We start from the raw sequence: 25,953 nt of genomic DNA, 5'->3' as shown, positions 1-25,953 counted from the left end.
CGGGGTCGGTCAGGTCAGTCCACCCGGAGCCCCTCGCGGGTGGCGTCCAGGGACGCCTTCAGCTGATCGGCGGTGTCGGGAAGATAGCTCAGGTAGGCATAGGTTTCGCCGCCTGCGTCAAGGGTGACCACGGTCTGCACCTCGCGAGTGGCGCGGATGCCCGGAACGGCGAAGCTGAGGTCGGTGACCCGGATCCAGCCGGGATGGCCGTCGACGGTGATGGGTTCGTCGCGCCGCGGCCGGGGGTGGTAGTCGATCCCGAGCCAGGTCATCGACAGTGAGCATTGGCCGATCACCTCGGCCGCCTGTTGTGCGCCCCAGGCGCCGTCCACGGAACTCAGCCGGGCCAGGGCCACCACCGAGTTCCAGCCGATCGAGGAGTTGGTGGCTTGCTCGACGACCGCGCTCTGGCCGGCGCTGTGCGATGCGAACGCCATGTACACAGTGCCGGACGGCGGCGAGTACGGTGCCGGTGCCACCGGATAGGACACCCGGCCGATCTTGACCCGTCCGGACTCGACCGGCGGCGGCGAGGACGTCGAGGCCGACCGATCCACCGGCGGGCAGGGAAAGCCGCCGGCTGAACTCGGCGACGCCGAGGTGCGCCCGGGGAACTCGGGCGGAGAGCAGCCCGCGACCATCACCAGCGGGACCAGGCCGCCGAAGGCAAGGCTGCGCAGGGTGCGGCGCATGAGCGGTGGGTCAGACTTTGGTCAGCGCGATGTCGGACACCAGCCCGTTGCCCCACCAGGAGGAGTAATATCCGCGTGCCCAGCCGGCGTAGGCAGGTCCGCCCTCCCAGTAGGGGACCCGCCGTCCGCCGCGTTCGACAGTGCGGATGTAGGGGTCCGCGCCGGCGCGCACCCGGATCGCGTCCGCGGCGCAGGACGGCAGGCTGCGGTGACGCCAGACGATGTTGCAGGTGGAGGGACCGTGGCCCGGGTTGAAGAAGCAGGGCGGACGGCGGGCCGGCATCGGCTGCCCGGCCGCGCGGGCGGCCAGTCGGGCGGCTGCCCAGCGGCCCTCCTCGAGCACCTCGGTGACCCGGCTGAACTCGTCGGGCTGGCGTGCCTCCCGCAGCGACTCCTGGGCGCGGGCATGCAGGGCACTGACCAGCGTGTAGAGGTCCGCCGCGGCAGGGTCGGCCTCGGCGAGGGCGGCCAGTCGGGCCATCTCGTCGCCGAATCCGTTCACGTCGGCCTCGGCCGCGCTGCGCGCCAGTCGCAGCTGGCGGTCCCGCTCGGCGCGTGCGCGGCGTCCTCGCCCGATGACGCGGCGAGCGATCACGACGAAGGCGGCGGCCACAGCGGCCACCAGCAACACCACGCCGAGGTAATCCACCCGGTCATTGTGCACACAAAAGCTGGCATGTCACCAAGAATTTCCGGTGAATTTCCCTGCGACGTAACGCAGTCGCAGGCGATGCCGTGCCGGCAGACGAGCTCGCGTCCGCCCAGGGAGTGCGGGCCGGTGTACCTCCCGCGAGGGCTCCCGGCGGCGCCGTCCGCAGTTTCTGACGCCACAGGTACTAGACCCGCGCGGCATTTACGTAGGATCGCTAGATTGACTGATGAATTGCAATGTGACAATGTTCGGCAACGGTTCCGTGTGAACTCACCCCCACCCCAAAGGAATGTCATGAGTGCCGACAATCCCATTCAGTCCACCGAGCCCGCCCGCGACCGCGCCCGCAAATTGCGGGCGGTCCTGGCGGCCGGGGTCGTGCTCGGCCTGGGTGCGACCCTCACCCTGGCCGCGTGGAACGATTCCGAGTACGCCAGGGGCACCTTCTCGGCCGGTGCCTTCAACCTCGAGGGCAGTACCGACGGAACCAGCTTCTCCGATCACGCCACCGCCGGCGCGGCCGCCACCCTCGGTTTCACCGTGAACCCGGCCAATCTGGCCCCCGGCGATGTGGTCTACGCCCCCTTCGCCGTCCGGCTGGCCGCCAACACTTCGACCGACGCCTCCGTCACAGTGGCTGCGGTGACCAACACCGGGACCGTGACCAATGTGACATACGCCCTTGTCCGGACTACATCGATGACCTGCAACGCGGCAGCGGTGACCGGCGGCACGGTCGTGATCCCGGCCGGTACGGCGCTGTCCGCGATCGGGTCGCCGACCGGGTGGACGCTGACCAAGGGATCCCCGGTGACCAACGCGGGCTCGACTGTCTTCCTCTGCTTCGCCGTCACCGCCGGGGCGGGTCTGGTGCAGAGCCAAACGGGCAGCGCGACCTGGCAGATCACCGCAACGTCGACCAGCTGACCGGCGGCGAGGACATTCGCGGTGCGGCCTCGACGGGCGAGGCCGGTTCTTCGCCGGTCGGCGGCGACCGCCGGTGACTGGGCGCTCACCGCGGCCGCCGGATTCGGCCTGCTCTGCATTCTTGCGACCCTCGCCGCATTATTGGCCGGAGTCAGCCTGATCATGTTCTCCACCGGTTCGATGGCGCCCACCATCGAGGCCGGTTCGGTGGCCGTCGTGCGAACCATCGCGGCCGGTGAAATCCGGGTCGGCGATATTGTCACGGTCGATCGCGCCGGACAACTTCCGGTGACCCACCGGGTCCGCGGTGTGGCACCGGGCCCGGGGGACGCCCGCGTACTCACCCTGCGGGGAGACGCCAACGCTTACGACGACATTGAGACCTACCAGGTGAGCAGCGTCCGGATCGTGTTGGTCGCCCTCCCCGGTCTCGCCCCTTGGATCGTCGGGCTGGGAAACCCGGTCGTGGTGGGCTCGCTCACCCTGGGTGCGACCCTGCTGGTGCTGTGGGCGTTCTGGCCCCGGCGTCCGCCACCCGTCGACCCCTCAGGTTCGGGACGCCCCGGCACCCCGCCGCGCCGGGCCGCCCGGGTGGTCGGGGCCGCGATGGCGGTGGGACTGCTCGGTGCCTGGGTCGCCGCGGCAACTCCGGCCCGGGCGGAGATCAGCGAGCGTGCCATCCGCGGCCGGGTGATCACTCTGATCGCCGTCGGCGACGAGGAGGCGATGACCTCGCTGAGCCCGGGTCGGCCGGTCACCTGGCAGGTGGGGGTGACCAGCGATCCGCCGGACCGGGGGCAGATCGATCTGACCGTGCAGACCTCGGGGCCGCTGGCCGAAGAGGCGACCGGACTTCAGCTGCGGGTGGACAGCTGTCCGTCCCGGTGGGTGGCGGGCAGCTGCGGACCTGGGCCCGCTGCCGTCCTGGCCGAAGGCCCGGCCGCCCGGTTCGCGAGGGCCGCGATGCCAGCAGGACGGCTACGGGCCGGCGACGAGCGTTGGCTCCAGGTCACCGCCTGGCTGGCGACCGCCGGGCAGCAACACGGCGCCGGGACGGTCACCATCACCGCGACCGGCTTCGGCGACCGGGTGGACACCGGGCCGGGCGACCTGCCGCAGACCGGGACGACGGCGGCGCGCTGGCTGCTGATGGCCGGAGTCAGTGCCTTCGCGGTGGGCGGCGTCCTGCTGCTCCGGCGGCGGGCGCGATGAGGCGACGAATGCTGTCGGTGCTCGCCGCCGTGGGCATGATCAGCCTGCTGCTGGCCCTGCCGCAGTTGAGCCGGACGACCCTGGCCAGCTGGACGAACAGCGAGTACGGCAAGGGGACATTCACCGCGTCGTCCGTTCGCCCGCCACGGAACCTGAGTTGCTCGGCGAACGTGATCTCCGGCCGGGTGACTTTCAGCTGGCTGACACCTACGACGGGTGGGGCGACCCGCAGCGGCTACTCCTGGGCGGTCAGCGGTCTGTTCACCCGGAGTGGAACGCTGGCCGCGGGAGCGACCTCGGTCGTCATTGATGTGCCGACGCTAGGGCTGGGAACTGCCAACTTCACCGTCTGGGCGGTGAGCAACGTGGCTACCCCGGAGTGGCAGTCGACTAAGCTCGCCGGCAGGATCTACGTGCTGACCGGCCTGATTCCGGACTGCTCGGTGCCCTGAGTCGATGGCGGCGGCGCCGCGCGGCTCACTCTGCGATGGTGCAGAGGACCGCGCCACTGGTGACGGTCGCACCCGTTGCCGCATGCAGATTGCGGACGGTGCCGGCGCGATGTGCGGCGATCGGCTGCTCCATCTTCATCGCCTCCAGCACCACCACCAGATCACCCTCGGCGACCTGGTCGCCCTCGGCGACCGCGACCCGGACGATGGTGCCCTGCATCGGTGCGGTCAGATCGCCGGACGACGCGGCGGCCGTCCGGGCGCTGCCGCCGCGGCGGGCCGGACGCGAGCGTTGCGGACCCGCCTTCGCCGACGGGGCGGCCAGGTCGGCGGGCAGCCGGACCTCGAGCCGGCGTCCGTCCACCTCGACCACGAAACTCTGCCGCTGCGCCGGTTCGGAGTCGGCGACGGCGCCGGCGTGCGGCTCGATCCGATTATCGAACTCGGTCTCGATCCACCGGGTGTGGACGCCGAAAGCGCCGTCGGCGGCGGCGAAGGCCGGCTCGTCGAGCACCGCGCGGTGGAACGGCAGCACCGACGGCATGCCCTCAAGCACACTCTCGGCCAGCGCCCGCCGGGCACGCTGGATGGCTTGCTGCCGGTCGGCTCCGGTGACGACGATCTTCGCCACCAGGGAGTCGAACGCCCCCGGCACCGTCATGCCGGCCAGGTAGCCCTCGTCGACCCGGACGCCGGGACCGGACGGCGGCCGCCAGTCGGTGAGCGTGCCGGGGGCCGGCATGAAGCCACGTCCGGGGTCTTCGGCGTTGATCCGGAACTCGATCGAGTGCCCGCGCAGTTCCGGGTCGTCGTAGCCCAGCGCCTCGCCCGCGGCCAGCCGGAACTGTTCGCGGACCAGGTCGAGCCCGCTGACCTCTTCGGAGACCGGGTGCTCGACCTGCAGCCGGGTGTTCACCTCCAGGAAGCTGATGGTGCCGTCGGTCCCGACCAGGAACTCGCAAGTGCCGGCGCCGACGTAGCCGGCCTCGCGCAGGATCGCTTTGCTCGCGGTGTAGAGCTCGTCGCGCTGGGCCTCGGTCAGGAAGGGTGCCGGCGCCTCTTCGACCAGCTTCTGGTGCCGGCGCTGCAGCGAACAGTCCCGGGTGGAGACCACCACGACCCCACCGTGAGCGTCGGCGAGACATTGCGTCTCGACGTGCCGGGGGCGGTCCAGGTAGCGCTCCACGAAGCACTCGCCGCGACCGAAGGCGGCGATCGCCTCGCGGGTCGCCGACTCGAACAACTCGGGCACCTCGGCCAGGGTGCGAGCCACCTTCAGCCCGCGTCCGCCACCGCCGTAGGCGGCCTTGATGGCGATCGGCAGGCCGTGCCGCTCGGCGAAGGCGACCACTTCGTCCGCACCGGCCACCGGGTCCGGGGTCCCCGGTACCAGCGGCGCACCGACTCGGGCGGCCAGGTGCCGGGCCCGGACCTTGTCGCCGAGCTCCTCGATCGCCTCCGGCGGCGGGCCGATCCAGGTCAGCCCGGCCTCGATCACCGCCCGGGCGAAGCCGGCGTTCTCGGAGAGGAAGCCGTAGCCGGGGTGGACGGCGTCGGCACCCGAACGGCGGGCGACGTCCAGCAGCTTGTCGATGTCCAGATAAGTCTGGCCCGGCGTGCTGCCGTCCAGCGCGAACGCCTCGTCGGCCATTCGCACGAACAACGCATCGGAGTCGGGATCGGCATAGACCGCGACGCTGGCCAGTCCGGCGTCCGCGGTCGCACGGATCACCCGGACGGCGATCTCGCCTCGGTTGGCCACCAGGACCTTGGAAAACACGGGTCAGAGCTTAGTGGACGGCCCTTCGACGCGCCCACGGAGGGCTGCGGCGAGATGATCAACCGCCCCGCCGGCAACAGCGCCACGATCGGACGGCAGAAGCCTGGATCCGGCCGCGGCTGCGACTGTTAGCATCCCTCAGATCACTCTCATCGGAGGGAACCCACGCATGCGAACTCGGGCCGGTCGGATCGCGACCACGCTGCGGCTGCTGATCGTAGCGGTCGCCACCACCGTGGCGACGGGACTCGCCACCCCGGCCGCGATTGCGGAACCTCGCGACGGCGCCGAGATCCCCGCGGCGGCCCCCGGTCTGCCCGAGACCGTGGGTGCCGATGCCTTGCCGACCTGGCAGGTCAACGGCGTGGTCTGGAGCCAGGCGATCGTTGGCAACACCGTCTATGTGACCGGGAAATTCAGCCGCGCGCGTCCGCCCGGGGTTGCCCGCGGCGGCGCCGGCGAAGTGGACGCGGCGAACCTGTTCGCATTCGACCTGCGCACCGGGGCGCGGGTACCCGGGTTCAGTCATGCACTCAACGGGCAGGGACTGGTGCTGCGCGCCAGCCCGGACGGCTCGCGCGTCTATGTCGGCGGTGACTTCACCACGGTGGACGGGACGCCGCGCGCCCACGTTGCAGCCTTCGACACCGCGACCAATGCGCTTGTGGCCGGCTTCCGTCCCTACGTGGGAGGTCAGGTCCGGGCGCTGGCGGTCACTGCCGACACCGTCTATCTGGGCGGCAACTTCGAGGCCGCCGGCACGCTCTCCGAAATTCGCTCGCTGGCAGCCTTCGCCGTCGGCGACGGCGCCCAGCGGGACTGGCATCCGATCGTCGGCGGGGCCAGCCCGGTCGTGTACGCCATGGTCGTCGCACCACGCGGGGACTCCCTGGTGCTCGGCGGCGGCTTCGACCTGATCGATGGCGCCGAGGCGACCGGCATGGGCAAGGTGGGCCTGGACGGCAAGGTGCGGCCCTGGGCGGCCGACGAGCGGTTGAAGACCTCGGGACTGCGCGGCGCGATCACCTCAGTGCGGACCGACGGACGTTCGATCTTCGGCACCGGGATGTCGTACTCCGATCCGGCCGCACGGTTCGAGGGCACCTTCTCCGCCAACCCCGACGACGGCACGATCATCTGGGTCAACGACTGCCTGGGCGACTCCTACGACACCGCGGCAATGGGCGGCGTCGTGTACTCGGTCCACCACAATCACGACTGCCGCACCATTGGCGAGTTCGGCGACACCGTGCCCCGGTCGCGGTGGCTGAAGGCGACCGCGATCCCCGACCAGCCCCGCGGCACTATCACCGAGCTGGACGACTACAAGTGGGACTTCCGCGGGTTGAGCTACGCCGGCCTGCTGCAGTGGTACCCGGATCTAGCCTTCGGCACCGCGACCACGTCCGGTCAGGCGGCCTGGACGGTCTCAGCAGCCAACGGCTACGTCGTGCTCGGTGGGGAGTTTCCCCGGGTCAACGGCACTGCCCAGGAGGGTCTCACCAGGTTCGCGCTACCCAGTGTCGGGCCGCGGCTGAGCGGTCCGTCCATCGGCGAGGGCAGCACGCCGGCACTCGACGTCCGCGGCGAGGGCGTCCGGGTCAGCTGGACGGCGGGCTGGGACGCCGACGACGCGACCCTGTCCTACACGGTGCTCCGCGACGGCCGCCCGATCGCCCGGCTCGACGCCGCCAGCGCGTTCTGGCACCTTCCCGGACTCACCGCGCTGGATGCTGGCGACCATCGCGGCAGCCGGTATTCGGTGCAGGTCACGGACCCCGACGGCAACCAGGTGACGAGTCCGGAGTCGGAGCCGGCCGGAGCGGCCACTCCCGAGACCGACTACGGAGCCGCTGTGCTGGCCGATCGGCCAGCGCACTACTGGCCGATGGACGGCGCCGGGAGCGTACTGGCGGACCGTGCCGGAGGGGCCACCGTCACCGGCCCGGTGATGCCGGGCCGGCCCGGGGTGGCCGGTGCCGCCATCGGTGCGGGTGCGGGCACGGTCCTCACCGGTCGCGCCACCGATCGCAGCACGGCCGGGGTCACCGTCGAGGCATGGGTGCGAACCAGCGCGGCGGGCGGCGGGCGGATCATCGGGCGTGGCTCGGACGCCCAGGCCAGCAGCGCCTATCGCAACGACACCGTGCTGTACCTGGACGCCGTGGGCCGGCCGGCCTTTGCCACCACCCCCGACAAACCGGCGGCCACCACCGCGGTGGTGGGACCGGTCAGCGTCGCCGACGGGGCCTGGCACCACCTGGTGGCAACCGCCGGCGATGGGTCGACGCAGCTCTGGGTGGATGGCAGGCGAGTCGCCGGCGAGCAGTCGGTTCAGTTGGCGCAGTTCGCCGGCTACTGGCGCTTGCTCGCCGACTCGACGGCCAATCTGCCCGGCCAGCCGGTCAATGCCGCGCTGGCCGGTGATCTGGACGAGGTCGCGGTCTATCCGTTCGTCCTCGACGAGCGGGCGATCGCACGCCATCACGCGATCGGGACCGGGAGCGCTCCCGAGCCGCCGCCGGACGCCGCCATCGAGGACACCTTCAGCCGGACAGAGAGCGGTGGCTGGGGGAATGCCGACAGTGGGCAGCCCTGGACGGTGTCCGGCTTCACCAGCCGGTGGTCGGTCGCGGGCGGAGCCGGGGTCTACCTGGCCGGGGCGGGCAACGGGACGCCCGCGGTGCTGGGCGGGCGCTCCGACACCGGGAACGACGTGACTGTGACGCTGGGCGCCGACAAGGCACCCACCGGCGGCGGCCAGTTCTACTCCGTCGTCGGGCGGTATCTCGACGCCGACAACGGGTATTCCGCAAAGCTCCGGTTCGGGGCGGACGGTAAGGTGACCGGCTTCCTGGTGAGACGACTCGACTCGGTCGGCACCGACCTCGCCAGCGGCGTCCTGCCAGAAGTCGGCGCGGCTGCGAACACCCGGATCCGGATCAGGCTGCAGGTGGTCGGCCGGTCGCCGACGACCATCCGGCTCAAGGCGTGGCCGGCGGGCTCCGCAGAGCCGGCGGCATGGCAATTGACCGACAGCGACGGCACTGCCGCCCTGCAGGCCCCCGGATCAGTGGCGCTGCACCCCTACCTGGCGGCGAGCGCGACCAACGCCCCGGTGACGATGCTGGCCGACGATCTGACGGTGCGCTCCGCACAGCCGCCGGCGCCGGCGAATCAGGCGCCGACTGCCCGGATCGCAGCCGGGCCCAGCAGGATCACAACGGAATTCGACGGAAGCGGGTCCACCGACGCCGACGGGCGACTGGTGTCCTACGTCTGGAGCTTCGGTGACGGCACGACGGCGTCCGGCGCCCGGGTCAGCCACCGCTATGCCGAACCGGGCAGCTATCGGGTGCGGCTGACCGTCACCGACGACGACGGCGCGGAAACGACGGCTACGAAGGAGGTCACCGACAGCACCGCGGGACGCGACCGATTCGAGCGGGTCCAAGCAGGCGGCTGGGGTTCGGCCGAGATCGGCGGCAGCTGGCGGACCTCGGGCACCGCCTCGACCTGGGCGGTCGGGGCGGGTGCCGGCACTCACCGGGCGACACCGGGTGGTGGCGGGACGGCGCAACTGCCGGTGAATCTGTCCTCCAGCGAGGCACAGGCCACGATCACCACCGACACCATGCCGAGCGGCTCCGGCCAGTACCTCAGCCTGTTGTCGCGGGTCGCCGACCGCTCGGACTACCGGGCCAAGATCCGGTTGACCGCCGCGGGGGCGGTGCAGGTCTACCTATGCCGAACGGTGAACGGGGTGGAGACCATTCTCGACTCGGCCACCGTCGCCGGCATCGCCTACCGGCCCGGTCAGCGGCTGACCGTCCGCCTGCAGACATCGGGGACCGGCCCGGTGACCGTCCGGGCGAAGGTCTGGGAGGCTGACCAGGAGGCACCCTCGTCGTGGACCGTGACGGCGACCGATGACGGCGCCGAACTGCCGCAGCAGGGTGGGATCGGGCTGGTCACCCATGTCTCGGCGAGCGCCGACGCGGGAGCCGTCTTCCGGATCGACGACCTCTGGGTCGGTGACCCGCTGGACTGATGCCGGCTGATCTTCTTCGGACGGTGACGGCGAAAAAGGGCCGGGGTCAGTGCCTGAGGCTGCTCCGCCACGCGTCCGGACCCGGACGGGGCGCCACTCGCAGCCGGTCGCGGGGCGAGCCCCAACGCACGGGTGACTGCTCGGGTTTCGGCTCGTCCGCGGGAGGCGGTGCGCTCAGCAGGACGGCGGTCAGCGCCGCCAGCTCGGCATCGCTCGGGCGTCCCCGGACGACGATCGGGCCGGTCACAGCGGAATGTTCCCGTGCTTCTTGGGCGGCAGCTGGGCGCGTTTGGTGCGCAACAGCCGCAGCCCCTTGGCGATCTCGGTGCGGGTGGCGCGCGGTGCGATCACCCGGTCGACATAGCCGCGTTCGGCGGCGATCCACGGGTTCGACAGCTCGTCGTTGTAGGCCTCGACCAGGTCGGCGCGACGCTCGATCGGATCGTCGGCCTGGGCGAGTTCGCGGCGGTAGAGGATGTTCACCGCGCCTTCGGCGCCCATCACCGCGATCTGCGCGGTCGGCCAGGCCAGGTTGAGGTCGGCACCGAGATGCTTCGAACCCATCACGTCGTAGGCGCCGCCGTAGGCCTTGCGGGTGATCACGGTGATCAGCGGCACGGTCGCCTCGGCGTAGGCGTAGAGCAGCTTCGCGCCGCGCCGGATGATGCCGTTCCACTCCTGGTCGGTGCCGGGCAGGAAGCCGGGCACGTCGACGAAGGTGAGCACCGGCACGTTGAAGGCGTCGCAGGTGCGGACGAACCGGGCCGCCTTCTCGGAGGCGTCGATGTCGAGGCAGCCCGCGTAGACCATCGGCTGGTTGGCCACCACCCCGACGGCTCGGCCCTCGACCCGTCCGAAGCCGCAGATCATATTGGCCGCGAACCGGGCGTGCACCTCGCAGAACTCGCCGTCGTCCAGCACCCGGGTGATCACCTCGTGCATGTCGTAGGGCTGGTTCGGGGCGTCCGGGATCAGCGCGTCGAGAGCTTCGGTGTCGACCTCGGCCTCCGGATCGGGCTCCAGCGCCGGCGGTTCGTCGAGGTTGTTCTGCGGCAGGTAGCTGAGCAGGTGCCGGACGAACTCCAGCGCGTCATTCTCATCGGAGGCCAGGTAATGGGCGTTGCCGGAGCGAGTGTTGTGGGTGCGGGCGCCGCCGAGCTCCTCCATCGTGACCTCTTCGCCGGTGACGGTGCGGATCACGTCCGGGCCGGTGATGAACATCTGCGAGGTCTGGTCGACCATCACCACGAAGTCGGTCAGCGCGGGGGAGTAGACGTGCCCGCCGGCGGCCGCGCCGAGGATGACCGAGATCTGCGGGATCACCCCGGAGGCGTGGGTGTTGCGTTTGAAGATCTCGGCGTACAGGCCCAGGCTGACCACGCCCTCCTGGATGCGCGCGCCGCCGCCCTCGACCAGCCCGATCACCGGGATGCCGGTGCGCAGCGCCAGGTCCATCACCTTGCAGATCTTCTCGCCGTACACCTCGCCGAGTGCGCCGCCGAAGATCGTCACGTCCTGGGAGAACACCGCCACGTCGCGGCCCTCGATGGTGCCGAAGCCGGTGATCACGCCGTCGGTGTAGGGGCGTTTGGCGTCCATCCCGAAGGCGGTGGTGCGATGCCGGGCGAACTCGTCCAACTCGGTGAAGCTGTCCTCGTCGAGCAGGGCCAGCACCCGTTCACGCGCGGTCAGCTTGCCCTTGGCGTGCAGCTTCTCGACCGCGGCCTCGGACGCCGGATGCTTCGCCTGCCGGTCACGACGCTCCAGTTCGGCGAGCTTGCCGGACGTCGTGTGCGGGTCGAAGGTCATGGGCGGCACATTAGTCCTTGGCGTGAGGCGTGAGCATGCCCCGTCCGGGGGTTCGGCCATAGCCGATCCGTATGCGGTCATCCGGTGTCGGTACGATCACCCGCCGGAAGGCGCCGGCGGTGGCGGCGACGCCGAAAGATGAGCGTATTGACGAAGCTCCTCGAATGATGGTCGTGCTGGCGCGACGATCTGAGCGTTCTGGCGCCACCGGCAGTGCCGGATAACGCTCGATTCTCCGCGGAGCTGGGCTTCGTGGCGACCGTCGCGGCCCAGAACGCGCGAATCGCGGCGGGAGCTTGATGGGAAAGCGCTGATCAATGCGCTGGTTCGCTGGTTGAGCTTGTCGAAGCCCGTTGCGGAAGAGGTCTCGACACGCTCGATCGACGATGATCAGTACGTCAGCAAAGCCCCGCGGGCACGCAGGTGGGCCACCAGCTCGACCAACCCGATCGGCACCGCGTTACTGCGGGAACAGGTAGAACGCACCCTCGGGGCGTTTGCACGGTCAGCCCCGGCGATGGTCGACAGGTCGGCCTAACTCAGAGCCTGAGCGATCCGCTGCGCCGGTGGACCGAAAGAACCGTCCCCGCGTACCGGCCTTCCCGGGCGCTCGTCCGTGCGTCGGCATAAGCGACCGTTATGACAGCACCCAGATTCGGTCTTGGCGCCTGGCCGCGTCCGGCTCCTACGATCGTAGGGAACCCCAATCACCGAGGAATCGCCATGCCCGTTGAAGCTGCCCGGATGACCCGGGTCCACCCGTCGCCGAGTTCCGTTGCCGCGGCCAAGGCGCGCGAGCTTCGCGACAGCGGGGTGAAGGTGCTCGACCTCACCGTGGGCGAGCCGGACTTCGACACTCCTGACAACGTCAAGGCGGCCGGCATCGCCGCCATCGAGCGCGGCGATACCAAGTACACCGCGGTGAATGGCACCGCGGCGCTGCGCCGGGCCATCATCGACCGTCTGCATAGGGTCACCGGCATCCAGTACTCCGACGCCGAGATCTCGGTCGGCTCCGGCGCCAAGCACGTCATCTTCACCGCCTTGATGGCCACCCTGAGCCCCGGCGACGAGGTGCTGATCCCGGCGCCCTACTGGGTGTCGTACCCCGACATGGTGGTGCTCAACGACGGCACCCCGGTGATCGTCCGCTGCCCGATCACCGACGACTTCAAGCTCACCCCGGCCCGGCTGCGTGAAGGGCTGTCCGACCGCACCCGCTGGCTGATCCTGAACGCGCCGTCCAACCCGACCGGTGCCGTCTACACCCGCGACGAACTCGCCGCGCTGGCGGCGGTGCTCGAGGAGTTCCCGGACGTGCTGGTGCTCACCGACGAGATCTACGACGAGGTGTTCCTCGGCGAGGGACGCTGCACCGGCCTGCTCGAGGTCGCGCCGCAGCTGCGGGACCGGGTGCTGCTGGTCAACGGCGTCTCCAAGACCTACGCGATGACCGGTTGGCGACTTGGCTACTGCGCCGGTCCGAAACCCCTTGTCGCGGCCATCAACAAGCTGCAGTCGCACATGTCGAGCTGCCCGTCTTCGATCTCCCAGGCGGCGGCCGCCGAGGCGCTCAGCGGGGACCAGTCGTTCGTCGCGTCCGCGGCGAAGCAGTACCAGGCTCGCCGTGACCTGGTCGCCGATCGGATCAACGCCATCGACGGTCTCAGGGCGCTGGCCGGGGACGGCGCCTTCTACGTCTTCATCGACTGCTCCGGGGTGATCGGACGCCGCACCCCGTCCGGCACCGTCGTCGACTCCGACGACGCGTTCGTCGGCTACCTGCTGGAGCACGCCCGGGTGGCCACCATCACCGGCAGCGCCTACGGGCTCTCGCCGTTCTTCCGGGTCTCCTTCGCCACCGACGAGGAAACCCTGGCCGCCGCGATGGACGCCATCGCCGACGCCGTCCGCCAACTCAACTGAACAGGATCACCGAAGCCATGATTCACGTCCGGACCAAGGTCCAGCGCCCCGCCGCCGAACTGGTCGCCCAGCTCGGCGAGTTCTCCAGCGCCACCATCCACGAGGCGCAGGGACGCCGCGGTGCGCTGAACTCCGACATCAAGCCGATCGACCGGACGATGTCGTTCTGCGGCCCGGCCACCACCGTGGTCTGCGCGCCGCAGGACAACCTGATGCTGCAGGTGGGAATCCACTACGCGCAGGCCGGCGACGTGCTGGTCGTCTCGGCCGGGGAGTTCAAGGAGGCCGGCACCTTCGGTGATGTGCTCGGCACCGCGATGCACTCCAAGGGCCTGGCCGCCCTGGTCACCGACTCCGGCGTCCGGGACACCAAGGATCTGATCGAACTGGGCCTACCGGTGTTCTCGCGCAGCGTCTGCATCAAGGGCACCGTCAAGGAGACCCTCGGCCCGATCAACCACCCGCTCGTGTTCGGCGGCCAGCTGATCGAGCCCGGCGATCTGGTCAAGGGCGACGCCGACGGCGTGGTGCTGGTCAAGGCCGCCGACGTCGAATGGGTCATCGAGGCTTGCGCCGAGCGGGAGGCCGCCGAGGCCGACCTGCGGGAGAAGTACCGCGCCGGCGGCACCACGATCGACTTGTGCAACCTGGTCGACAAGCTCGCCGCGAAGGGGCTGCTGGTCGAGGAGTGACCGCTGCCGGCGGCGCTAGGCCCTCCCTAACTACCTGTGCCCTCCCGCATGCGGGAGGGCACAGGTAGTTAGGGAGGGGGTTTGCGGGTCAGAGCACCAGGGTGACCGGTGTCAGGCGGTCGCGGGCGAGGACACGGTGGCGGCGGCCACGGCGGCCTTCTCGCGGTCGCTCTGCTTGGTCTCGTTGATCTCGTCGAGGGTCAGCTTGCTGGTCTCCTTGCCGGTGAGCGCGGCGGCGCCCGCCACCACGCCCAGGGCGACGGCGAACATGGCCGGGCCGGTCCACTGGGTGACGGCGGGACCGGCCAGGGCGGTGGCGATGACGGGCGCGATCGCGCCGGACAGTGCGAAGCCGATCTGGGTCCCGACGGCGAGCCCGGAGACCCGGACCCGGTTCGGGAACATCTCGGCGAAGAAGGACGGCCAGGCGGCGTTCGCGGTGGAGTAGAACAGGCCGTTGCACAACACGCCCAGGATGAAGATCAGCGGCCAGTTGCCCTGGGTGATGGCCCACAGGTACGGCACGGTCGTGATCGCCGCCCCGAAGGCTCCGATGACGAACACGGTCCGGCGTCCGATCTTGTCGGCGAGCAGCCCGGCGACCGGGGTGTAGACCAACGCGAGCAGGCTGGCCAGGACGGGGACCCACAGCATGGTCGGCCGGTCCAGCTTGTAGCCGGTGGTGGCGAAGCCGATGGAGAAGGTGGCGAACATGTAGCTGATGCCGGCCACCATGGCGCAGAGCGCGATCCGGATGATCGAGCCCCAATGGAACTGCAGGGCCTGCTTCAGCGGGGAGAGGCTCACCTCGACGGCCTGGGTCTCCAGGAAGGCGGGCGGCTCCTCCAGCGTCCGCCGGATGATGTAGGCGACGATGACGACGACGGCCGACAGCCAGAACGGGACCCGCCAGCCCCAGCTCATCAGCTGGTCCTGGGGGAGGGTCACGAACGGGATGAAGATGGCGGTCGAGAGCAGGCCGCCGGCCGCGGAGCCGCTGGTCACGAAGCTGGTGGTGAAGGCCCGGCGCTTCTCCGGCGAGTGCTCCAGGGTCATGGTGATCGCGGCTGCCTGCTCGCCGGACACCGAGAGTCCCTGGATCATCCGGATCAGCACCAGCAGGATCGGTGCCCAGATGCCGATGTCGTGGAAGGTGGGCAGGCAGCCGATCAGGAAGGTGCAGGCGCCGATGCCGAACAGGGTCAGCAGCATCACGAATTTCCGCCCGAGCCGGTCGCCGATCGGGCCCAGGATGAAGGCGCCGAGCGGACGGACCAGGTAACCCACGCCGAGCGTGGCCAGGCTGAGCATCAGCCGGACGCCGTCGGGCAGCGCCGGTGGGAAGAAGATCACGTTGAAGACCAGCGCGGACGCGGTGGCGTAGACGGCGAAGTCGTAATACTCCAGCGTGGTGCCTACCCAGGAGGCGATTGTCGCTTTGGCTGGAGTCTTCTGGTGTGGCGTGGATACGGTCATTGGTGCCTCCATGGGCATTCTCGATGGGTCATTTCGATGTGACCCCGGTATCCGGGGACAACTCTGCTGGGGCGGTGTGTGGGGACGCCGGGCGTCCGGGCTGATGGAGATCCGGCCGGCGGCCTACCGGCTCGGATCGAAGGTCAGGCCGCCGGGGACCTGAAGGGTCGGCATGATCTCGATCAAGCCGACGTTGACGTGCTCGGGGGACTCGAGGGCGAACCGGGCGGCACCGGCGATGTCGGCGGTGGTGACCGACTCGTAGTGCTCGTAGAACTCTTCCCAGGCCCGCTTGAGGTCCTCGGGGCTGCCGCCCAGGTTGCGCCCGAAGATCTCGGTCTCGACGCGTCCGGGGCAGATCTCGGTGACTCGCACCTTGTGGCCGAGCATGTCGTTGCGCAACTGCCGGGAGACCTGGTGGATCGCGGCTTTGGTGGCGTGGTAGGCGGTGTGGCCGAAGAAGTTGTAGGTGCCGGCGATCGAGGAGATGTTGACGATGTGGCCCCGGTTGCGGGCCACCATGCCGGGAGCGAGCAGCCGGCACAGGTGCAACACCGCGCGCAGGTTCACGTCGATCATCGCGTCCACCGATTCGGCGGTGGCGTCCAGGATGTTGCCGGTGGCCGAGACCCCGGCGTTGTTGACCAGGATGTCGATCTCCAGGCCGGCGACCGCGGCCTCGATTGCGGCCGGGTCGGAGATGTCGGCCACGATCGGACGCATGCCGGTGGCGTCCGCGACCTCCTCAAGCTTGGCGGCGTTGCGGGCGACGCCGTAGACCTGCACCCCGCCGGCGCTGAGCATGCGGGTGATGGCCTCACCCATGCCGGTGTTCGCGCCGGTGACGAGCGCGGTCCGGTAGTCACTGATGGGCATTGGCGGTTCTCCTGGATAGGGGATCGAATGGTGGTCGGGGACGGTCGAGGCGGGGTGGTGGGCGTGCTCGCTCACCGGGTGCACGGCGTCCGGAGGGATCCGGGACGGGAGCTCCGCGCGACCTCATGACGCCACCTGTGCCGGGTCGGCCGCGAGGCGAGGTGGAGCAGGGAGGGGATCGCTTGTCGCCCCGCGGCGGGCGGCGATCAGTTGGGCCATCCGCCGGGTGACCTCGTCGATGGCGGCCCGCTCGGCGCGGGCGGCGGCGACCGCCTCGGCCAGCGACACCCGGACGAACTCGACGCTCTGCCCGGCCCGGGCCTGGCCGAGGCGCGACAGTCCGGCGGTGGTGACCACGGCCAGCACCGGGTAACCGGCGGTGACGCCGCGGCCGCGGTGCAGGATCAGCAACTCATCGCCCGCTGGCACTTCGACGGCGCCGATCGGCACCCCGCGGGAAAGGATCTCGTCGCGGTGCTGCCTGACCGGCAGCAGGGCTCCCGGACCGGGCCGGAACCGCAGCCCGACGTGGTTGCTCTTCTCGCCGATCAGATACGTGCCCCGGGTCAGCTGGTCGGCGCTCGCCCCGAACTGGTCGCGGTCGGGGCCGTCGGTGACCGGAATCCGCCAATGGTCGGTGAACCGGGGCGGCCGGGCGGCTCCGCGCAGGATCGGCCAGCCGATGGGGGAGTGATCGAGCCGCAGCGCCCCGGGCCTGACCTCGATCGCGTCCCGTCGGTGCAGCGGACCGGAGAACCCCAGCACGCTGTCCGGGGCGCAGCTGCCGAGCAGCCGCGGCACCTGCAGCGCGCCGTGCACGGCCAGGTAGACCCGGACGCCGCGCCGGATCGAGGTCACGCTGAGTTCGGTGCCGGCCGGCCACCAGAACGGCTCCCATTGGGTCAACGGAACGCCGTCGACGGCGACGTCGGCGGGTGCGCCGGTGACCGCGACCAGCAGGTTGACCGAAGTCACCGCGGCGAAGTCGGCGGCGACGATCTCGATCAGCGGCGCGCGCGGGTCGGACGCCACCAGCGCATTGGCGACCCGGGCGCTGTACTGGTCGAGCGCGCCGCCGGTCATCTGCCCGACCGCGCCGCCGTCCGGACGGCCCAGGTCGGTGACCGCGCTGATGCCCGGACGGGTGACGCGCAGCCGCCCGGTCACGACAGCACCCCCCGGTGGGCCTCGAAGTCGGACGCCGCGATCGGGACGAAGCGCAGCGAGTCGCCCGGCAGATACGGAGCCAGCGGCTCCCGGGACGGGTCGACCAGGCGCAGTGGCGTGCTGCCCAGCACCCGCCAGCCACCCGGCGCGGGACAGGCGGACACCACCGCCTGGCGTCCGGCGACAGCCACCGCACCGGCCGGCACCCGCGGACGCGGGCTGGCCAGCCGGGGGATCGGAGCGCCGAAGGCCGGGCCGTCCATCATCGGGGCGCCGGCCGGCGAGCCGAAGCAGCGGATCAGCAGCGGCTCCGCGGTGTGCCGGGCGATCACCTGCTCAGGCGTCACCTCGAGCAGGGCCGCGACCGCGTCCAGGTCCGGGCCGTGCTCGCCGCCGTAGGCGACCGGCACGGTGAAGGTGCGCGGGGTGCGGGTCGGGACGCCGTCGGCGCGCTCGGCGCAGTCGGTCACCGCGGCACGGATCGCAGCATGGTCGGCGACGGTGCAGTCGAACTCGACCAGCACCGAGTCGTAGGTCGGCAGCACGCCCAGCAGCCCCGCGGGCGGCACCTGCCGCAGCAGCGCGGCGATCCCGTGGGCGAGCCGCCAGCCCAGTTCGCGGTCGGCCTCGCCGATCACCACCCGGACGGCGGAATCCCCGCAATCGAGCACCTGGACCGGATGACTCGACGCGGGGCCCGGCATGTCAGCCCTTGTCCGCGAGGACGTCGGCCATCGGGGCGATGGTGACGCCGGCTTCGGTCAGCCCGTCGCGGATCGCGCGGGCGGTGGCCACCGCGCCGGCGTTGTCGCCATGCAGCAGCAGCGAGTCTGCGTGCACCTCGAGCACGGTGCCGTCGACGGCTTCCAGGGTGGACTCGGTGGCGATCCGGATCGCCCGCGCCACCAGGGTGTCGAGGTCGTGGATCACCGCACCCGGCTGGGACCGGGGCACCAGGGTGCCGTCGGCCTGATAGGCGCGGTCGACGATGCCGACGATTCCCACGCTCAGGCCGCGGCGCCGGGCCTCGTCGGCGAGTTCGCCGTCCTGGGCGACCACGATCAGCTCGGGATCGACGGCGCAGACCGCGTCGCAGACAGCTTTGGCGTAGTCGGCGCGGACGGCGACCAGGTTGCCCAGCCGTCCGTGCGGCGCGACGTGCTTCACCTTGGTGCCGTTCGCCAGGGCGAACGCGGACAGCGCGCCGACCTGGTAGAGCACGTCGGTGCGCACCTGGTCGGCGGTCAGGTCCATGGCGCGGCGTCCGAACCCGACCAGGTCCGGGAAGCTGGGGTGGGCGCCGATCTGGATTCCGCGCTCGGCGCAGGCCCGCGCGGTGGCGTCCATGATCCTGGGGTCGCCGGCGTGGAAGCCGCAGGCCACATTGGCCGACGAGACGATCTCGAGCAGCGACGCGTCGTCGCCCATCGTCCAGTCGCCGTACCCCTCGCCCAGGTCGGCGACCAGGTCGATCCGTGACTGCATGACCCTCCTCCTCGGTCGGATGTGATGACCGTATGGATTGGGCGCCGCACTGTGGTAAGACGTAATTTCGCTGATGTGATACCGCGTCGCGATGGGTGAAGGGGGTGCCATGGAGACCAGGCGGCTGGCGACCTTCGTCCGGATCGTCGACGTCGGCAGCCTGACCCGGGCCGCGGACGTGCTGCACATCGCCCAGCCCGCGCTCAGCCAGCAGATCAACGCGCTCGAGGCCGACCTCGGCCAGCGGCTGCTGATCCGCAGTAAGCAGGGCGTCGAGCCGACCGAGGCCGGCGAGGCGCTGTACCGGCACGCCCAGGTCATTCTCAAGCAGCTGGACGACGCCGTCGCCGAGGTGGGACTGCTCGGCCGCGAAGTGGCCGGCCAGGTGTTCGTCGGGCTGGCGCCGTACAGCACCGCGAACCTGATCGCGCTGCCGCTGGTCGAAGCCGTCCGGGCCCGCTACCCGCACGTGCTGCTGCGGGTCACCGACAACTTCGGCATGGTGCTCTCAGAGGCGATGATGACCGGACGGCTGCACCTGGCGATCCTCTACGACTCGGGTCCGGTGAAGGGCCTGACGTTCGAGCGGCTGATCACCGAGGAGTTGGTGCTGGTCTGCTCGCCGGACGTGCCGGTCGCCGACGAGGTGCCGGTCGAAGGTCTGGCCGAGCTGCCGCTGATGCTGCCGAGCCCGCTGCACACCATCCGCAAGGCGGTGAACCGGGCCTGCGACGCGGCCGGCGTCCAGCCGCTGGTGCTCGCCGAGCTCGAGTCGGTCGGACTGATGGGCCAGGCCGTCGCGGCGGGGGTCGGGGCCACGGTGCTGCCCCGTTCGGTCGCCGATCGGCTGACCCGGGCCTCCGAGTTGCGCCAGGTGCGGATCACGCCGGGCATCGAGGTGCACCTGTCGCTCGGGACGCCGTCCAGCCTGCCGCTGTCCCGGGCCGCCGAATGCGTCCGGGACCTGCTGCGGCACGTGGTCGCGGCCACGCTGCTGGGCACGCAGTGAGGGGCCGATGACCCAGCTGCGTGGACGGGTCTGGCGCGACGGCGAACTGGTGGCGACCGACGTCCCGCTGGCCGACCTGGACGCCCACCTGGCCGACTCGTCCACCCTGACCTGGCTGGATCTGTGCGATCCCGGCGGCGAGGTGCTCGCCCAGCTGGCCGCCGAACTGGGCCTGGATCGGCACGCCATCGAGGACGCGGTGGCGCCGCGGGAGCGGCCCAAGGCCACCCGGCACGCCACGCACACCTTTCTCACCTGCTACACCGCGGCACTGATCGAGGGCGCCGACGGCCTGCCTGCGCTGGCGATCGGACGCATCTCGGCGTTCGTGATGCCGCGCGGGTTGATCACCGTGCGGGTCGACCGCGGCGCCGAGGTCGACCTGGGCGAGGTGGTCGAGCGCTGGGAGGGCGCCGGGCTGCTCGGCCATGGCGTCGGCGCACTCGTGCACGGCTTGCTGGATTTCCTGGTCGACGGCCACTTCGAGGCCGTCCAGGCGATGGACGACCGGCTCGAGGAACTCGAGGATCTGCTGTTCAGCGAGACCGTCCGGACCCGCGAGATCCAGGTCCGGGTGTTCGCGCTGCGCAAGGCGCTGACCACGCTGCGCCGGGTGGTGCTGCCGATGCGCGAGGTGGTCGCCGCGGTGATGCGGCACCGGCTGCTGGACGCCTCGGACAGCGCCCGGGAACTCGACGGCGAGTTCGCCGACCTCTACGACCACGTGCTGCGGGCCGCCGAATGGACCGAGTCGCTGCGCGACATGGTGACGTCGGTGTTCGAGACCAACCTGTCGCTACAGGACGCCCGGCTGAACACCATCATGAAGAAGCTCGCCTCGTGGGGTGCGATCATCGCCGTCCCGACCGCGGTGACCGGCTGGTTCGGCCAGAACTTGCCCTACTGGGGGTTCTCCTCGACCTGGGGGTTGTGGCAGAGCGTCGTGCTGATCATCGTCGGCACCATCGGGCTGTACTGGTTGTTCCGGCGCAACGACTGGCTGTAACCCGCACACGCCGCTGGTTGAGCGTGTCGTTGGTTGAGCTTGTCGAACCCCCACTGGTTGGGCCTGTCGTTGGTTGAGCTTGTCGAAACCCCCGCCGAGTTGAGCGTGTCGAAGCCCAGGCCGCAGTCGTCAGCGAGCGCTGATCCGGTCCAGCAGACGGGCCACGGACGACGACGGCACCCACTGCCGTTCGGCGCCGGTCCCCGAGGTGTAGAAGAACCGCCCGGCGCAGGAAGACTCGATCAGGATCGCATCGCCGTAGCCGTTGCTGAGGGCCAGCCGCCACGCGTGCGGTTCGGTCCCGGGCGGTGCGGTCGGGCAGGGCAGGCGCTGCGCCTCGGCCGAATGGGCGGAGATATCGGCGATGATGGCCCGGGCGTCGGCGACGCTGAGCGGGGTCATCGAGTCGGCCTTGCCCTGGAGGGAGTAACGGCACAGCGTGACCGACGTCATCGTCGCGGGCTCGGCCGGGACCAGGGACTGGGGCGTGGCGGTGAGGTCGCGGCACAGGGTCGCCGGCGTCCAGGCCGGGCCGGCCGGTCCGAGCAGCTGCCGCTGGCGTGGCACCTGTCGGAGAAACTCCGCCAGGACGGCGTCCGACCCGGTCCGCACATCGTCGGCGGTGCCGACCTCCCTGCAGCCGAAGAGGTGGAGCTTCATCACGACAGGGCGGCCGCCGGCGGTCTCGGCGACCAGCCAGAACGCGAGACCGCCGTCCGCTTTGCAGGCGGGTGTATCGAGTGGCTTCTGGTCCGCCAGGACGGCCAGCACGGCGTCGGCCCGCTCGCCGTCCAGCACGGTGAGCAGCGGGTAGCGGAACTCGCTGGTGAACAGGTCCGCTGGGCATAGCCGCAGCCGGTCGGCGCGGGCCGGAACTGGGGCACGGGTGGCGGCGTTCAGTTGCCCGCACTCCTTGGCCGCGTTGCTGGGCGGCGCCGTCGTGGGCGTGGCGGTCGGGCCGGCCGGCGTCCCTGTGCCTGGGGTGGTGCTGGCGGTACCGGACGGCGGGGCAGCCGGGACGGCCCGCTGTCCGGCCTGGTTCAGCCAAGGCCACCCAACGGCGCCGGCCAGGACCAGTGCGACCACCGCCACCCCGCCGGCCAGCCAGGTGCGGGATCGGGTGGCGGACCGCCGGCGCGCCCGGTCGGCCCAGCCCGACGGGTCGGGCGAGTCGGGCACCGCCCGGTGCAGCCGGGTTCGCAGCTCGTCGTCGTTCATCGGTCGCTCCCGTCGGTGAGCAGCGGAGAGGTTCGTAGCTTGGCCAGGGCGCGGGAGAGAGTGCTCTTCACCGTGCCGACGCTGACCCCCAGCACCTGCGCCGCTTGCGGGCCGGTCAGGTCGTCGAAGTAGGTGAGCACCACGACCGCGCGCTGCTGCCGGGGCAGTGCGGCAAGCGCCCGCCGGACGTCGTGGCGCATCGCGACATCGGGATCATCGACTCCACCGGCGTCCACCTCGACGGGCAGTTCGCCCGTCCAGCGCCGGCGCCACCAGGACAGGTAGGTGCGGTACATCGTGGTGCGCAGATAGCCTTCGAAGCCGTCCGGACCGATCCGGTCGAAGTGCGGGTAGGTCCGGCTCAGCGCGGTCTGAACCAGATCCTCGGCCCGCTGCGCGTCGCCGGTCAGCAGCCAGGCGCTCCGCCAGAGCGCGGCCGATCGGGCGCTGACGAACGCGTCGAAGCTCCAGGACTCTTCGTCCTGCGACGCGATGTTCATTGCCATCGCCTCCACCATCGTTCTCCGCTCACCCTGGGGAAGTGCTGATCAATCATGTTCCGGCTGCGGCGCGCCCGGCGAGCGATCGACGACCCCCGTCTCTTGCGCCGGATGACCCGATACGCCCGCACGATCTGGGCGCCGTCGCTCATCTCGACGGGCACGTCCTCGCTCGGCACAGCATCGATCAGCACTTCCCAGGGGAGTGCCGATCAACGCAACCACCGCAGGTTGAGCATGTCGAAGCCCTCGCCGGGAGCGCACACCTCCAGGTATCGACAAGCCCGATCGACGAAGGATCAGCACCTCCTTGAGAAACCGTCTGGCGGGTCGGAATGGTTGTCAGGTCCTGCGATCTGGGCGACAGAACCAGCCCATATAGGTAGACTGGTCTACCTATCTAAGGAGTTCGATGAGGGATCCGGGCCGCCGCAGGGCCAGCCCGGCACGCGAGAAGTTGCTCGCCAGTGCCGCCCGGCTCTTCTACGCCGACGGGGTCGCGGCCACCGGCATCGACCGGATCATCAGCGACGCCGGGGTCGCCAAGATGAGCCTGTACAACAACTTCTCCTCCAAGGACGACCTGGTTTTGGCATACATCGAGGCGCGTCACCAGGAGTGGCTGGAGCTCTGGGCGGCTCGGACACGCGCGGCCCGCACCGCGGCCGAGGAGGTGTTGGCTGTCTTCGACGCCTACCTCGACCACGCCTCGGCCGCCTACGATCACGGGTTCCGTGGCTGCGGACTGCTCAATGCCGCGGCTGAACTGCCGGTCGACGCACCCGGCCGGGAGGCCGTCCGGCGACACAAAGAGCAGGTGGAAACGATTCTGGCGGACGCGCTGGCGAAGCTCACCGACCCGCCGACCGCTGCCCGAACGGCCGAGCATTGCGCCTTCCTGCTCGAGGGGGCCATGTCGCGCGCCGGGCTGGAGGGCAGCCCGGAACGCCTCGAACGCGCACGTGAGCTGGCGGCCGGCCTGCTGGACGCGCTGTGAACCGCGAGCGTCTCGCCGGCATCGGGGCGGTCAGCATCACCTCGCTGCTCTGGGGCACCACCGGGACGGCGGCCACCTTCGCGCCCGCCGCCGGGCCGCTCGCGATCGGCGCGGCAGCGCTCGGGATCGGCGGGCTGTTGCAGGGGCTGATCGCGATCGGGCCGCTGGTGCGGCGAGCCGCGTCGTTACGCCGGCACCGCGGGTTGCTCATCGTCGGGGCTGTGGCCGTCGCGGTCTACCCGCTGGCCTTCTACAGCTCAATGCAGCAGGCCGGTGTCGCCATCGGCACGGTCGTGTCGCTGGCTTCGGCGCCGCTGGCGTCCGGCTTGCTGGAGTTGCTGGTGGAGCGCCGGGTGCTCAGCCGCTGGTGGATGGTGGCGGCCGGCCTGGGCGTCCTCGGCAGCACACTGCTCTGCTTGTCGAAGCCCGGTGTGGCGACGTCCACGACCGCATCGACGGGCCTTGGCGTTGCGCTCGGGCTCGCGGCGGGTGGCTGCTACGCGGTCTACTCCTGGGTCGCGCACCGGTTGATCGGCCACGGCGTTGGTCGGACGGCCTCAATGGGGGCGGTCTTCGGCGCGGGCGGCGCACTGCTGATCCCGGTGCTGCTGTTCACCGGCGCCCCGTTGGTCGCCTCGGTCGCAGCGTTCTCCGTCGCCGCCTACCTGGCGCTGGTGCCGATGTTCCTGGGCTATCTGCTGTTCGGATTCGGACTGACCAGGGTGTCACCCAGCACCGCGACCACCATCACGTTGAGCGAGCCGGCGGTGGCCGCGGTGCTCGCGGTGGTCGTGGTGGGGGAGCGATTGACTCCACTCGGCTGGATCGGGCTGGCCGTCCTGGGCGTTGCGCTCGCGGTCCTGGCGCTGGACCCGCGCACGCTCGCGGCACCGGTTTTCAGCCGGTCGAACGAGGGTGAGCCGTCCGCTCACTGCCCGTAGCGGCGGACCACCTTCCAGGTGGTGTGCGAGTTGATGTTCGGGTCGAGGTTCACGTCGTCGGTCTCGATCACCTCGCCCTTCTCGTTCTGCCAGGTGACCGCGGTGCTCGACGAGACGTACTTGGTGTTGCCCTGGCTGCTGTTCGGGTCGTCGACGGCCTCGACGCCGCCGAGCACGTTGCGCCACGCCTCCTGCGCCGAGATGCCGGGAGTGCCCGCCAGTGGCGGTGGCCGCATCGCCTGGTCGAATTGCGCCTGCGCGTTGGACGCCTGGGTGGCGCGCAGGTCCGCCGCGGCGGCGCCGACCGCGGCGATGCTGGACTGCTCGGCCTGGAAGGCCGCCCATCGGGCGCTGGCGGCGCGGGCCTGGAATGCCTCGGTGTTCTGCTGGCCGACCTGGTTGGTGGCGGCCGTCCAGGCCGGGTTCGGCGTGGTGGCGTCCAGGATCGCGTACAGGGTGGGGCGCAGCTCGTCGAACCGGTCGGCGGCGGCGCTCAGCACGGCCAGGAACAGGCCATGGTTGGTGATGGTCGAGAACACCGCCTGGTTCGTCACCGAGTAGTGGAAGCCCAGGATCTCCAACCGGCGGTGCTGGCCGTTCACGGACGCCTCGGCCCGGGCGTGCAGCCCGGTGTAGACGACGCCCGGGGAGAGCTGGTCGGGCGGGATGCGGAACCGCGCCGCCCAGTCCGGCAGCGGGCGCACCTCGAACCGGGACGGCTGCTGGGCACCCTGGCCGAGCAGTTGGGGCAGCACGGCGCCGAGCAGCCGGTCGGGGGAGTCGGGTGGCAGATAGCTGCGGCCCTGGCCGTTCGGCTGCCACGGCACACCCCCGGGCCAGGTGAAGTCGAAGCGCGGCCAGCTCTGCAGCATCGCGACCCGGCCGGGATGGGTCACCTGGAACCAGTGGTGCTCGGGTGACTCGGCCTGTTCGGGCACCCAGGTGACCTGGCCCTGTGCAGTCCAGTCCGGAGGGTGCCGCAGGCCGAGGACGGGCATGCCCAGGTGCGGGTCGGGCAGCGTCCAGGTCGTCCAGCCGGTGGTGTCCATGTAGGTCCCCTCATCGCTTCGGGTCAAGTGTGGGGG

The 25,953-nt window shown here is 70.8% G+C and carries 23 protein-coding genes; 10 read left to right on the top strand and 13 right to left on the bottom strand.

The genetic code is table 11. The annotated features are described in order from the left end of the window. Positions 1-14 precede the first annotated feature (14 nt). A complete protein-coding gene (locus QM711_RS11690; RefSeq protein WP_415099489.1) occupies positions 15-692 on the bottom strand; it encodes a hypothetical protein in 678 nt (225 codons plus the stop codon). A 10-nt stretch (positions 693-702) separates the two neighbouring features. Continuing rightward, complete coding sequence (locus tag QM711_RS11685) at positions 703-1,341, bottom strand: hypothetical protein (RefSeq protein ID WP_415099487.1); 639 nt, start codon at positions 1,339-1,341, stop codon at positions 703-705. 297 nt (positions 1,342-1,638) lie between these two features. On the opposite strand from QM711_RS11685, the gene QM711_RS11680 reads away from it, so the two are divergent. Genes QM711_RS11680 through QM711_RS11670 form a run of 3 tightly spaced genes read left to right on the top strand, consistent with a single transcriptional unit; the run spans position 1,639 to position 3,935 of the window. Beyond that, positions 1,639-2,271, top strand: coding sequence for a SipW-dependent-type signal peptide-containing protein (locus tag QM711_RS11680; RefSeq protein ID WP_415099485.1), 633 nt, complete (start codon positions 1,639-1,641; stop codon positions 2,269-2,271). Positions 2,272-2,292: 21 nt separating this feature from the next. Next, positions 2,293-3,483: a signal peptidase I gene (locus QM711_RS11675; protein WP_415099483.1), complete on the top strand. Its 1,191-nt coding sequence runs from the start codon at positions 2,293-2,295 to the stop codon at positions 3,481-3,483. 8 nt (positions 3,484-3,491) lie between these two features. Continuing rightward, complete coding sequence (locus QM711_RS11670; RefSeq protein ID WP_415099481.1) at positions 3,492-3,935, top strand: hypothetical protein; 444 nt, start codon at positions 3,492-3,494, stop codon at positions 3,933-3,935. A 25-nt stretch (positions 3,936-3,960) separates the two neighbouring features. Here QM711_RS11670 and QM711_RS11665 read toward each other — a convergent pair whose 3' ends face one another. After that, positions 3,961-5,715 carry an acetyl/propionyl/methylcrotonyl-CoA carboxylase subunit alpha gene (locus tag QM711_RS11665; protein ID WP_415099479.1) on the bottom strand — a complete coding sequence of 585 codons (1,755 nt, stop codon included), beginning with the start codon at positions 5,713-5,715 and terminating at the stop codon, positions 3,961-3,963. 169 nt (positions 5,716-5,884) lie between these two features. On the opposite strand from QM711_RS11665, the gene QM711_RS11660 reads away from it, so the two are divergent. Next, positions 5,885-9,766 carry a PKD domain-containing protein gene (locus QM711_RS11660; protein WP_415099477.1) on the top strand — a complete coding sequence of 1,294 codons (3,882 nt, stop codon included), beginning with the start codon at positions 5,885-5,887 and terminating at the stop codon, positions 9,764-9,766. 46 nt (positions 9,767-9,812) lie between these two features. Here the strand turns inward: QM711_RS11660 and QM711_RS11655 are convergent, their stop codons facing one another. Together QM711_RS11655 and QM711_RS11650 are read right to left on the bottom strand one after the other, a co-directional pair. Next, positions 9,813-10,013 (bottom strand): acyl-CoA carboxylase subunit epsilon, encoded by a 201-nt coding sequence (locus QM711_RS11655; RefSeq protein WP_415099475.1) that lies wholly within the window; start codon positions 10,011-10,013, stop codon positions 9,813-9,815. Next, positions 10,010-11,575 (bottom strand): acyl-CoA carboxylase subunit beta, encoded by a 1,566-nt coding sequence (locus QM711_RS11650; protein WP_415099473.1) that lies wholly within the window; start codon positions 11,573-11,575, stop codon positions 10,010-10,012. Before QM711_RS11650 ends, QM711_RS11655 begins: the two co-directional genes overlap by 4 nt. Before the next feature lie 723 nt (positions 11,576-12,298). Between QM711_RS11650 and QM711_RS11645 the strand changes: the two genes are divergently transcribed. Continuing rightward, on the top strand, positions 12,299-13,501 hold the full coding sequence (locus QM711_RS11645) for an aspartate transaminase (RefSeq protein WP_415099471.1): 1,203 nt from the start codon (positions 12,299-12,301) through the stop codon (positions 13,499-13,501). Positions 13,502-13,518: 17 nt separating this feature from the next. Beyond that, positions 13,519-14,193, top strand: a complete 675-nt coding sequence (locus QM711_RS11640; RefSeq protein ID WP_415099469.1) for a 4-carboxy-4-hydroxy-2-oxoadipate aldolase/oxaloacetate decarboxylase — start codon at positions 13,519-13,521, stop codon at positions 14,191-14,193. Positions 14,194-14,304: 111 nt separating this feature from the next. On the opposite strand, the gene QM711_RS11635 is transcribed toward QM711_RS11640, so the two are convergent. The 5 genes from QM711_RS11635 to QM711_RS11615 form a co-directional block, all read right to left on the bottom strand. Continuing rightward, the gene (locus QM711_RS11635; protein ID WP_415099467.1) at positions 14,305-15,669 is read right to left on the bottom strand and encodes an MFS transporter; all 1,365 of its coding nucleotides are present in this window, start codon (positions 15,667-15,669) and stop codon (positions 14,305-14,307) included. A 123-nt stretch (positions 15,670-15,792) separates the two neighbouring features. After that, on the bottom strand, positions 15,793-16,545 hold the full coding sequence (locus tag QM711_RS11630) for an SDR family oxidoreductase (protein ID WP_415099465.1): 753 nt from the start codon (positions 16,543-16,545) through the stop codon (positions 15,793-15,795). Positions 16,546-16,668: 123 nt separating this feature from the next. Next, positions 16,669-17,712 carry a biotin-dependent carboxyltransferase family protein gene (locus QM711_RS11625; RefSeq protein ID WP_415099463.1) on the bottom strand — a complete coding sequence of 348 codons (1,044 nt, stop codon included), beginning with the start codon at positions 17,710-17,712 and terminating at the stop codon, positions 16,669-16,671. After that, a complete protein-coding gene (locus tag QM711_RS11620) occupies positions 17,709-18,416 on the bottom strand; it encodes a 5-oxoprolinase subunit B family protein (RefSeq protein ID WP_415099461.1) in 708 nt (235 codons plus the stop codon). The genes QM711_RS11625 and QM711_RS11620 overlap by 4 nt, the downstream gene beginning before the upstream one ends. A gap of 1 nt (position 18,417) precedes the next feature. Next, the gene (locus tag QM711_RS11615; protein WP_415099459.1) at positions 18,418-19,197 is read right to left on the bottom strand and encodes a LamB/YcsF family protein; all 780 of its coding nucleotides are present in this window, start codon (positions 19,195-19,197) and stop codon (positions 18,418-18,420) included. A 109-nt stretch (positions 19,198-19,306) separates the two neighbouring features. On the opposite strand from QM711_RS11615, the gene nac reads away from it, so the two are divergent. Both nac and QM711_RS11605 read left to right on the top strand, forming a co-directional pair. Next, a complete protein-coding gene (gene nac, locus QM711_RS11610; RefSeq protein WP_415099457.1) occupies positions 19,307-20,206 on the top strand; it encodes a nitrogen assimilation transcriptional regulator NAC in 900 nt (299 codons plus the stop codon). 7 nt (positions 20,207-20,213) lie between these two features. Beyond that, positions 20,214-21,212, top strand: a complete 999-nt coding sequence (locus QM711_RS11605) for a magnesium transporter CorA family protein (protein WP_415099455.1) — start codon at positions 20,214-20,216, stop codon at positions 21,210-21,212. Between the two features lie 129 nt (positions 21,213-21,341). Here QM711_RS11605 and QM711_RS11600 read toward each other — a convergent pair whose 3' ends face one another. Both QM711_RS11600 and QM711_RS11595 read right to left on the bottom strand, forming a co-directional pair. Then, positions 21,342-22,430, bottom strand: coding sequence for a hypothetical protein (locus tag QM711_RS11600; protein ID WP_415099453.1), 1,089 nt, complete (start codon positions 22,428-22,430; stop codon positions 21,342-21,344). Then, a complete protein-coding gene (locus QM711_RS11595) occupies positions 22,427-22,936 on the bottom strand; it encodes a SigE family RNA polymerase sigma factor (protein ID WP_415099451.1) in 510 nt (169 codons plus the stop codon). The genes QM711_RS11600 and QM711_RS11595 overlap by 4 nt, the downstream gene beginning before the upstream one ends. 406 nt (positions 22,937-23,342) lie before the next feature. On the opposite strand from QM711_RS11595, the gene QM711_RS11590 reads away from it, so the two are divergent. Together QM711_RS11590 and QM711_RS11585 are read left to right on the top strand one after the other, a co-directional pair. Further along, complete coding sequence (locus tag QM711_RS11590; RefSeq protein WP_415099449.1) at positions 23,343-23,927, top strand: TetR/AcrR family transcriptional regulator; 585 nt, start codon at positions 23,343-23,345, stop codon at positions 23,925-23,927. Further along, positions 23,924-24,868, top strand: coding sequence for an EamA family transporter (locus tag QM711_RS11585; RefSeq protein WP_415099447.1), 945 nt, complete (start codon positions 23,924-23,926; stop codon positions 24,866-24,868). The genes QM711_RS11590 and QM711_RS11585 overlap by 4 nt, the downstream gene beginning before the upstream one ends. Here the strand turns inward: QM711_RS11585 and QM711_RS11580 are convergent. Further along, a complete protein-coding gene (locus tag QM711_RS11580; RefSeq protein WP_415099445.1) occupies positions 24,856-25,917 on the bottom strand; it encodes a hypothetical protein in 1,062 nt (353 codons plus the stop codon). The two genes, QM711_RS11585 and QM711_RS11580, sit on opposite strands and share 13 nt — an antisense overlap. Positions 25,918-25,953: the final 36 nt, after the last annotated feature.

Source organism: Micropruina sp., from assembly GCF_047602385.1.
Taxonomy (GTDB): domain Bacteria; phylum Actinomycetota; class Actinomycetes; order Propionibacteriales; family Propionibacteriaceae; genus Micropruina.
The sequence above is the reverse complement of the archived record's forward strand: the minus strand, read 5'-3'. Positions and strand labels throughout refer to the sequence as shown.

Coding starts and splice junctions, on each gene's coding strand:
- QM711_RS11690 (WP_415099489.1), bottom strand. CDS start 692: ATGCGCCGCACCCTGCGCAGCCTTGCCTTCGGCGGCCTGGTCCCGCTG.
- QM711_RS11680 (WP_415099485.1), top strand. CDS start 1,639: ATGAGTGCCGACAATCCCATTCAGTCCACCGAGCCCGCCCGCGACCGC.
- QM711_RS11670 (WP_415099481.1), top strand. CDS start 3,492: ATGCTGTCGGTGCTCGCCGCCGTGGGCATGATCAGCCTGCTGCTGGCC.
- QM711_RS11660 (WP_415099477.1), top strand. CDS start 5,885: ATGCGAACTCGGGCCGGTCGGATCGCGACCACGCTGCGGCTGCTGATC.
- QM711_RS11650 (WP_415099473.1), bottom strand. CDS start 11,575: ATGACCTTCGACCCGCACACGACGTCCGGCAAGCTCGCCGAACTGGAG.
- QM711_RS11645 (WP_415099471.1), top strand. CDS start 12,299: ATGCCCGTTGAAGCTGCCCGGATGACCCGGGTCCACCCGTCGCCGAGT.
- QM711_RS11640 (WP_415099469.1), top strand. CDS start 13,519: ATGATTCACGTCCGGACCAAGGTCCAGCGCCCCGCCGCCGAACTGGTC.
- QM711_RS11635 (WP_415099467.1), bottom strand. CDS start 15,669: ATGACCGTATCCACGCCACACCAGAAGACTCCAGCCAAAGCGACAATC.
- QM711_RS11630 (WP_415099465.1), bottom strand. CDS start 16,545: ATGCCCATCAGTGACTACCGGACCGCGCTCGTCACCGGCGCGAACACC.
- QM711_RS11620 (WP_415099461.1), bottom strand. CDS start 18,416: ATGCCGGGCCCCGCGTCGAGTCATCCGGTCCAGGTGCTCGATTGCGGG.
- QM711_RS11615 (WP_415099459.1), bottom strand. CDS start 19,197: ATGCAGTCACGGATCGACCTGGTCGCCGACCTGGGCGAGGGGTACGGC.
- nac (WP_415099457.1), top strand. CDS start 19,307: ATGGAGACCAGGCGGCTGGCGACCTTCGTCCGGATCGTCGACGTCGGC.
- QM711_RS11605 (WP_415099455.1), top strand. CDS start 20,214: ATGACCCAGCTGCGTGGACGGGTCTGGCGCGACGGCGAACTGGTGGCG.
- QM711_RS11600 (WP_415099453.1), bottom strand. CDS start 22,430: ATGAACGACGACGAGCTGCGAACCCGGCTGCACCGGGCGGTGCCCGAC.
- QM711_RS11595 (WP_415099451.1), bottom strand. CDS start 22,936: ATGGCAATGAACATCGCGTCGCAGGACGAAGAGTCCTGGAGCTTCGAC.
- QM711_RS11590 (WP_415099449.1), top strand. CDS start 23,343: ATGAGGGATCCGGGCCGCCGCAGGGCCAGCCCGGCACGCGAGAAGTTG.
- QM711_RS11580 (WP_415099445.1), bottom strand. CDS start 25,917: ATGGACACCACCGGCTGGACGACCTGGACGCTGCCCGACCCGCACCTG.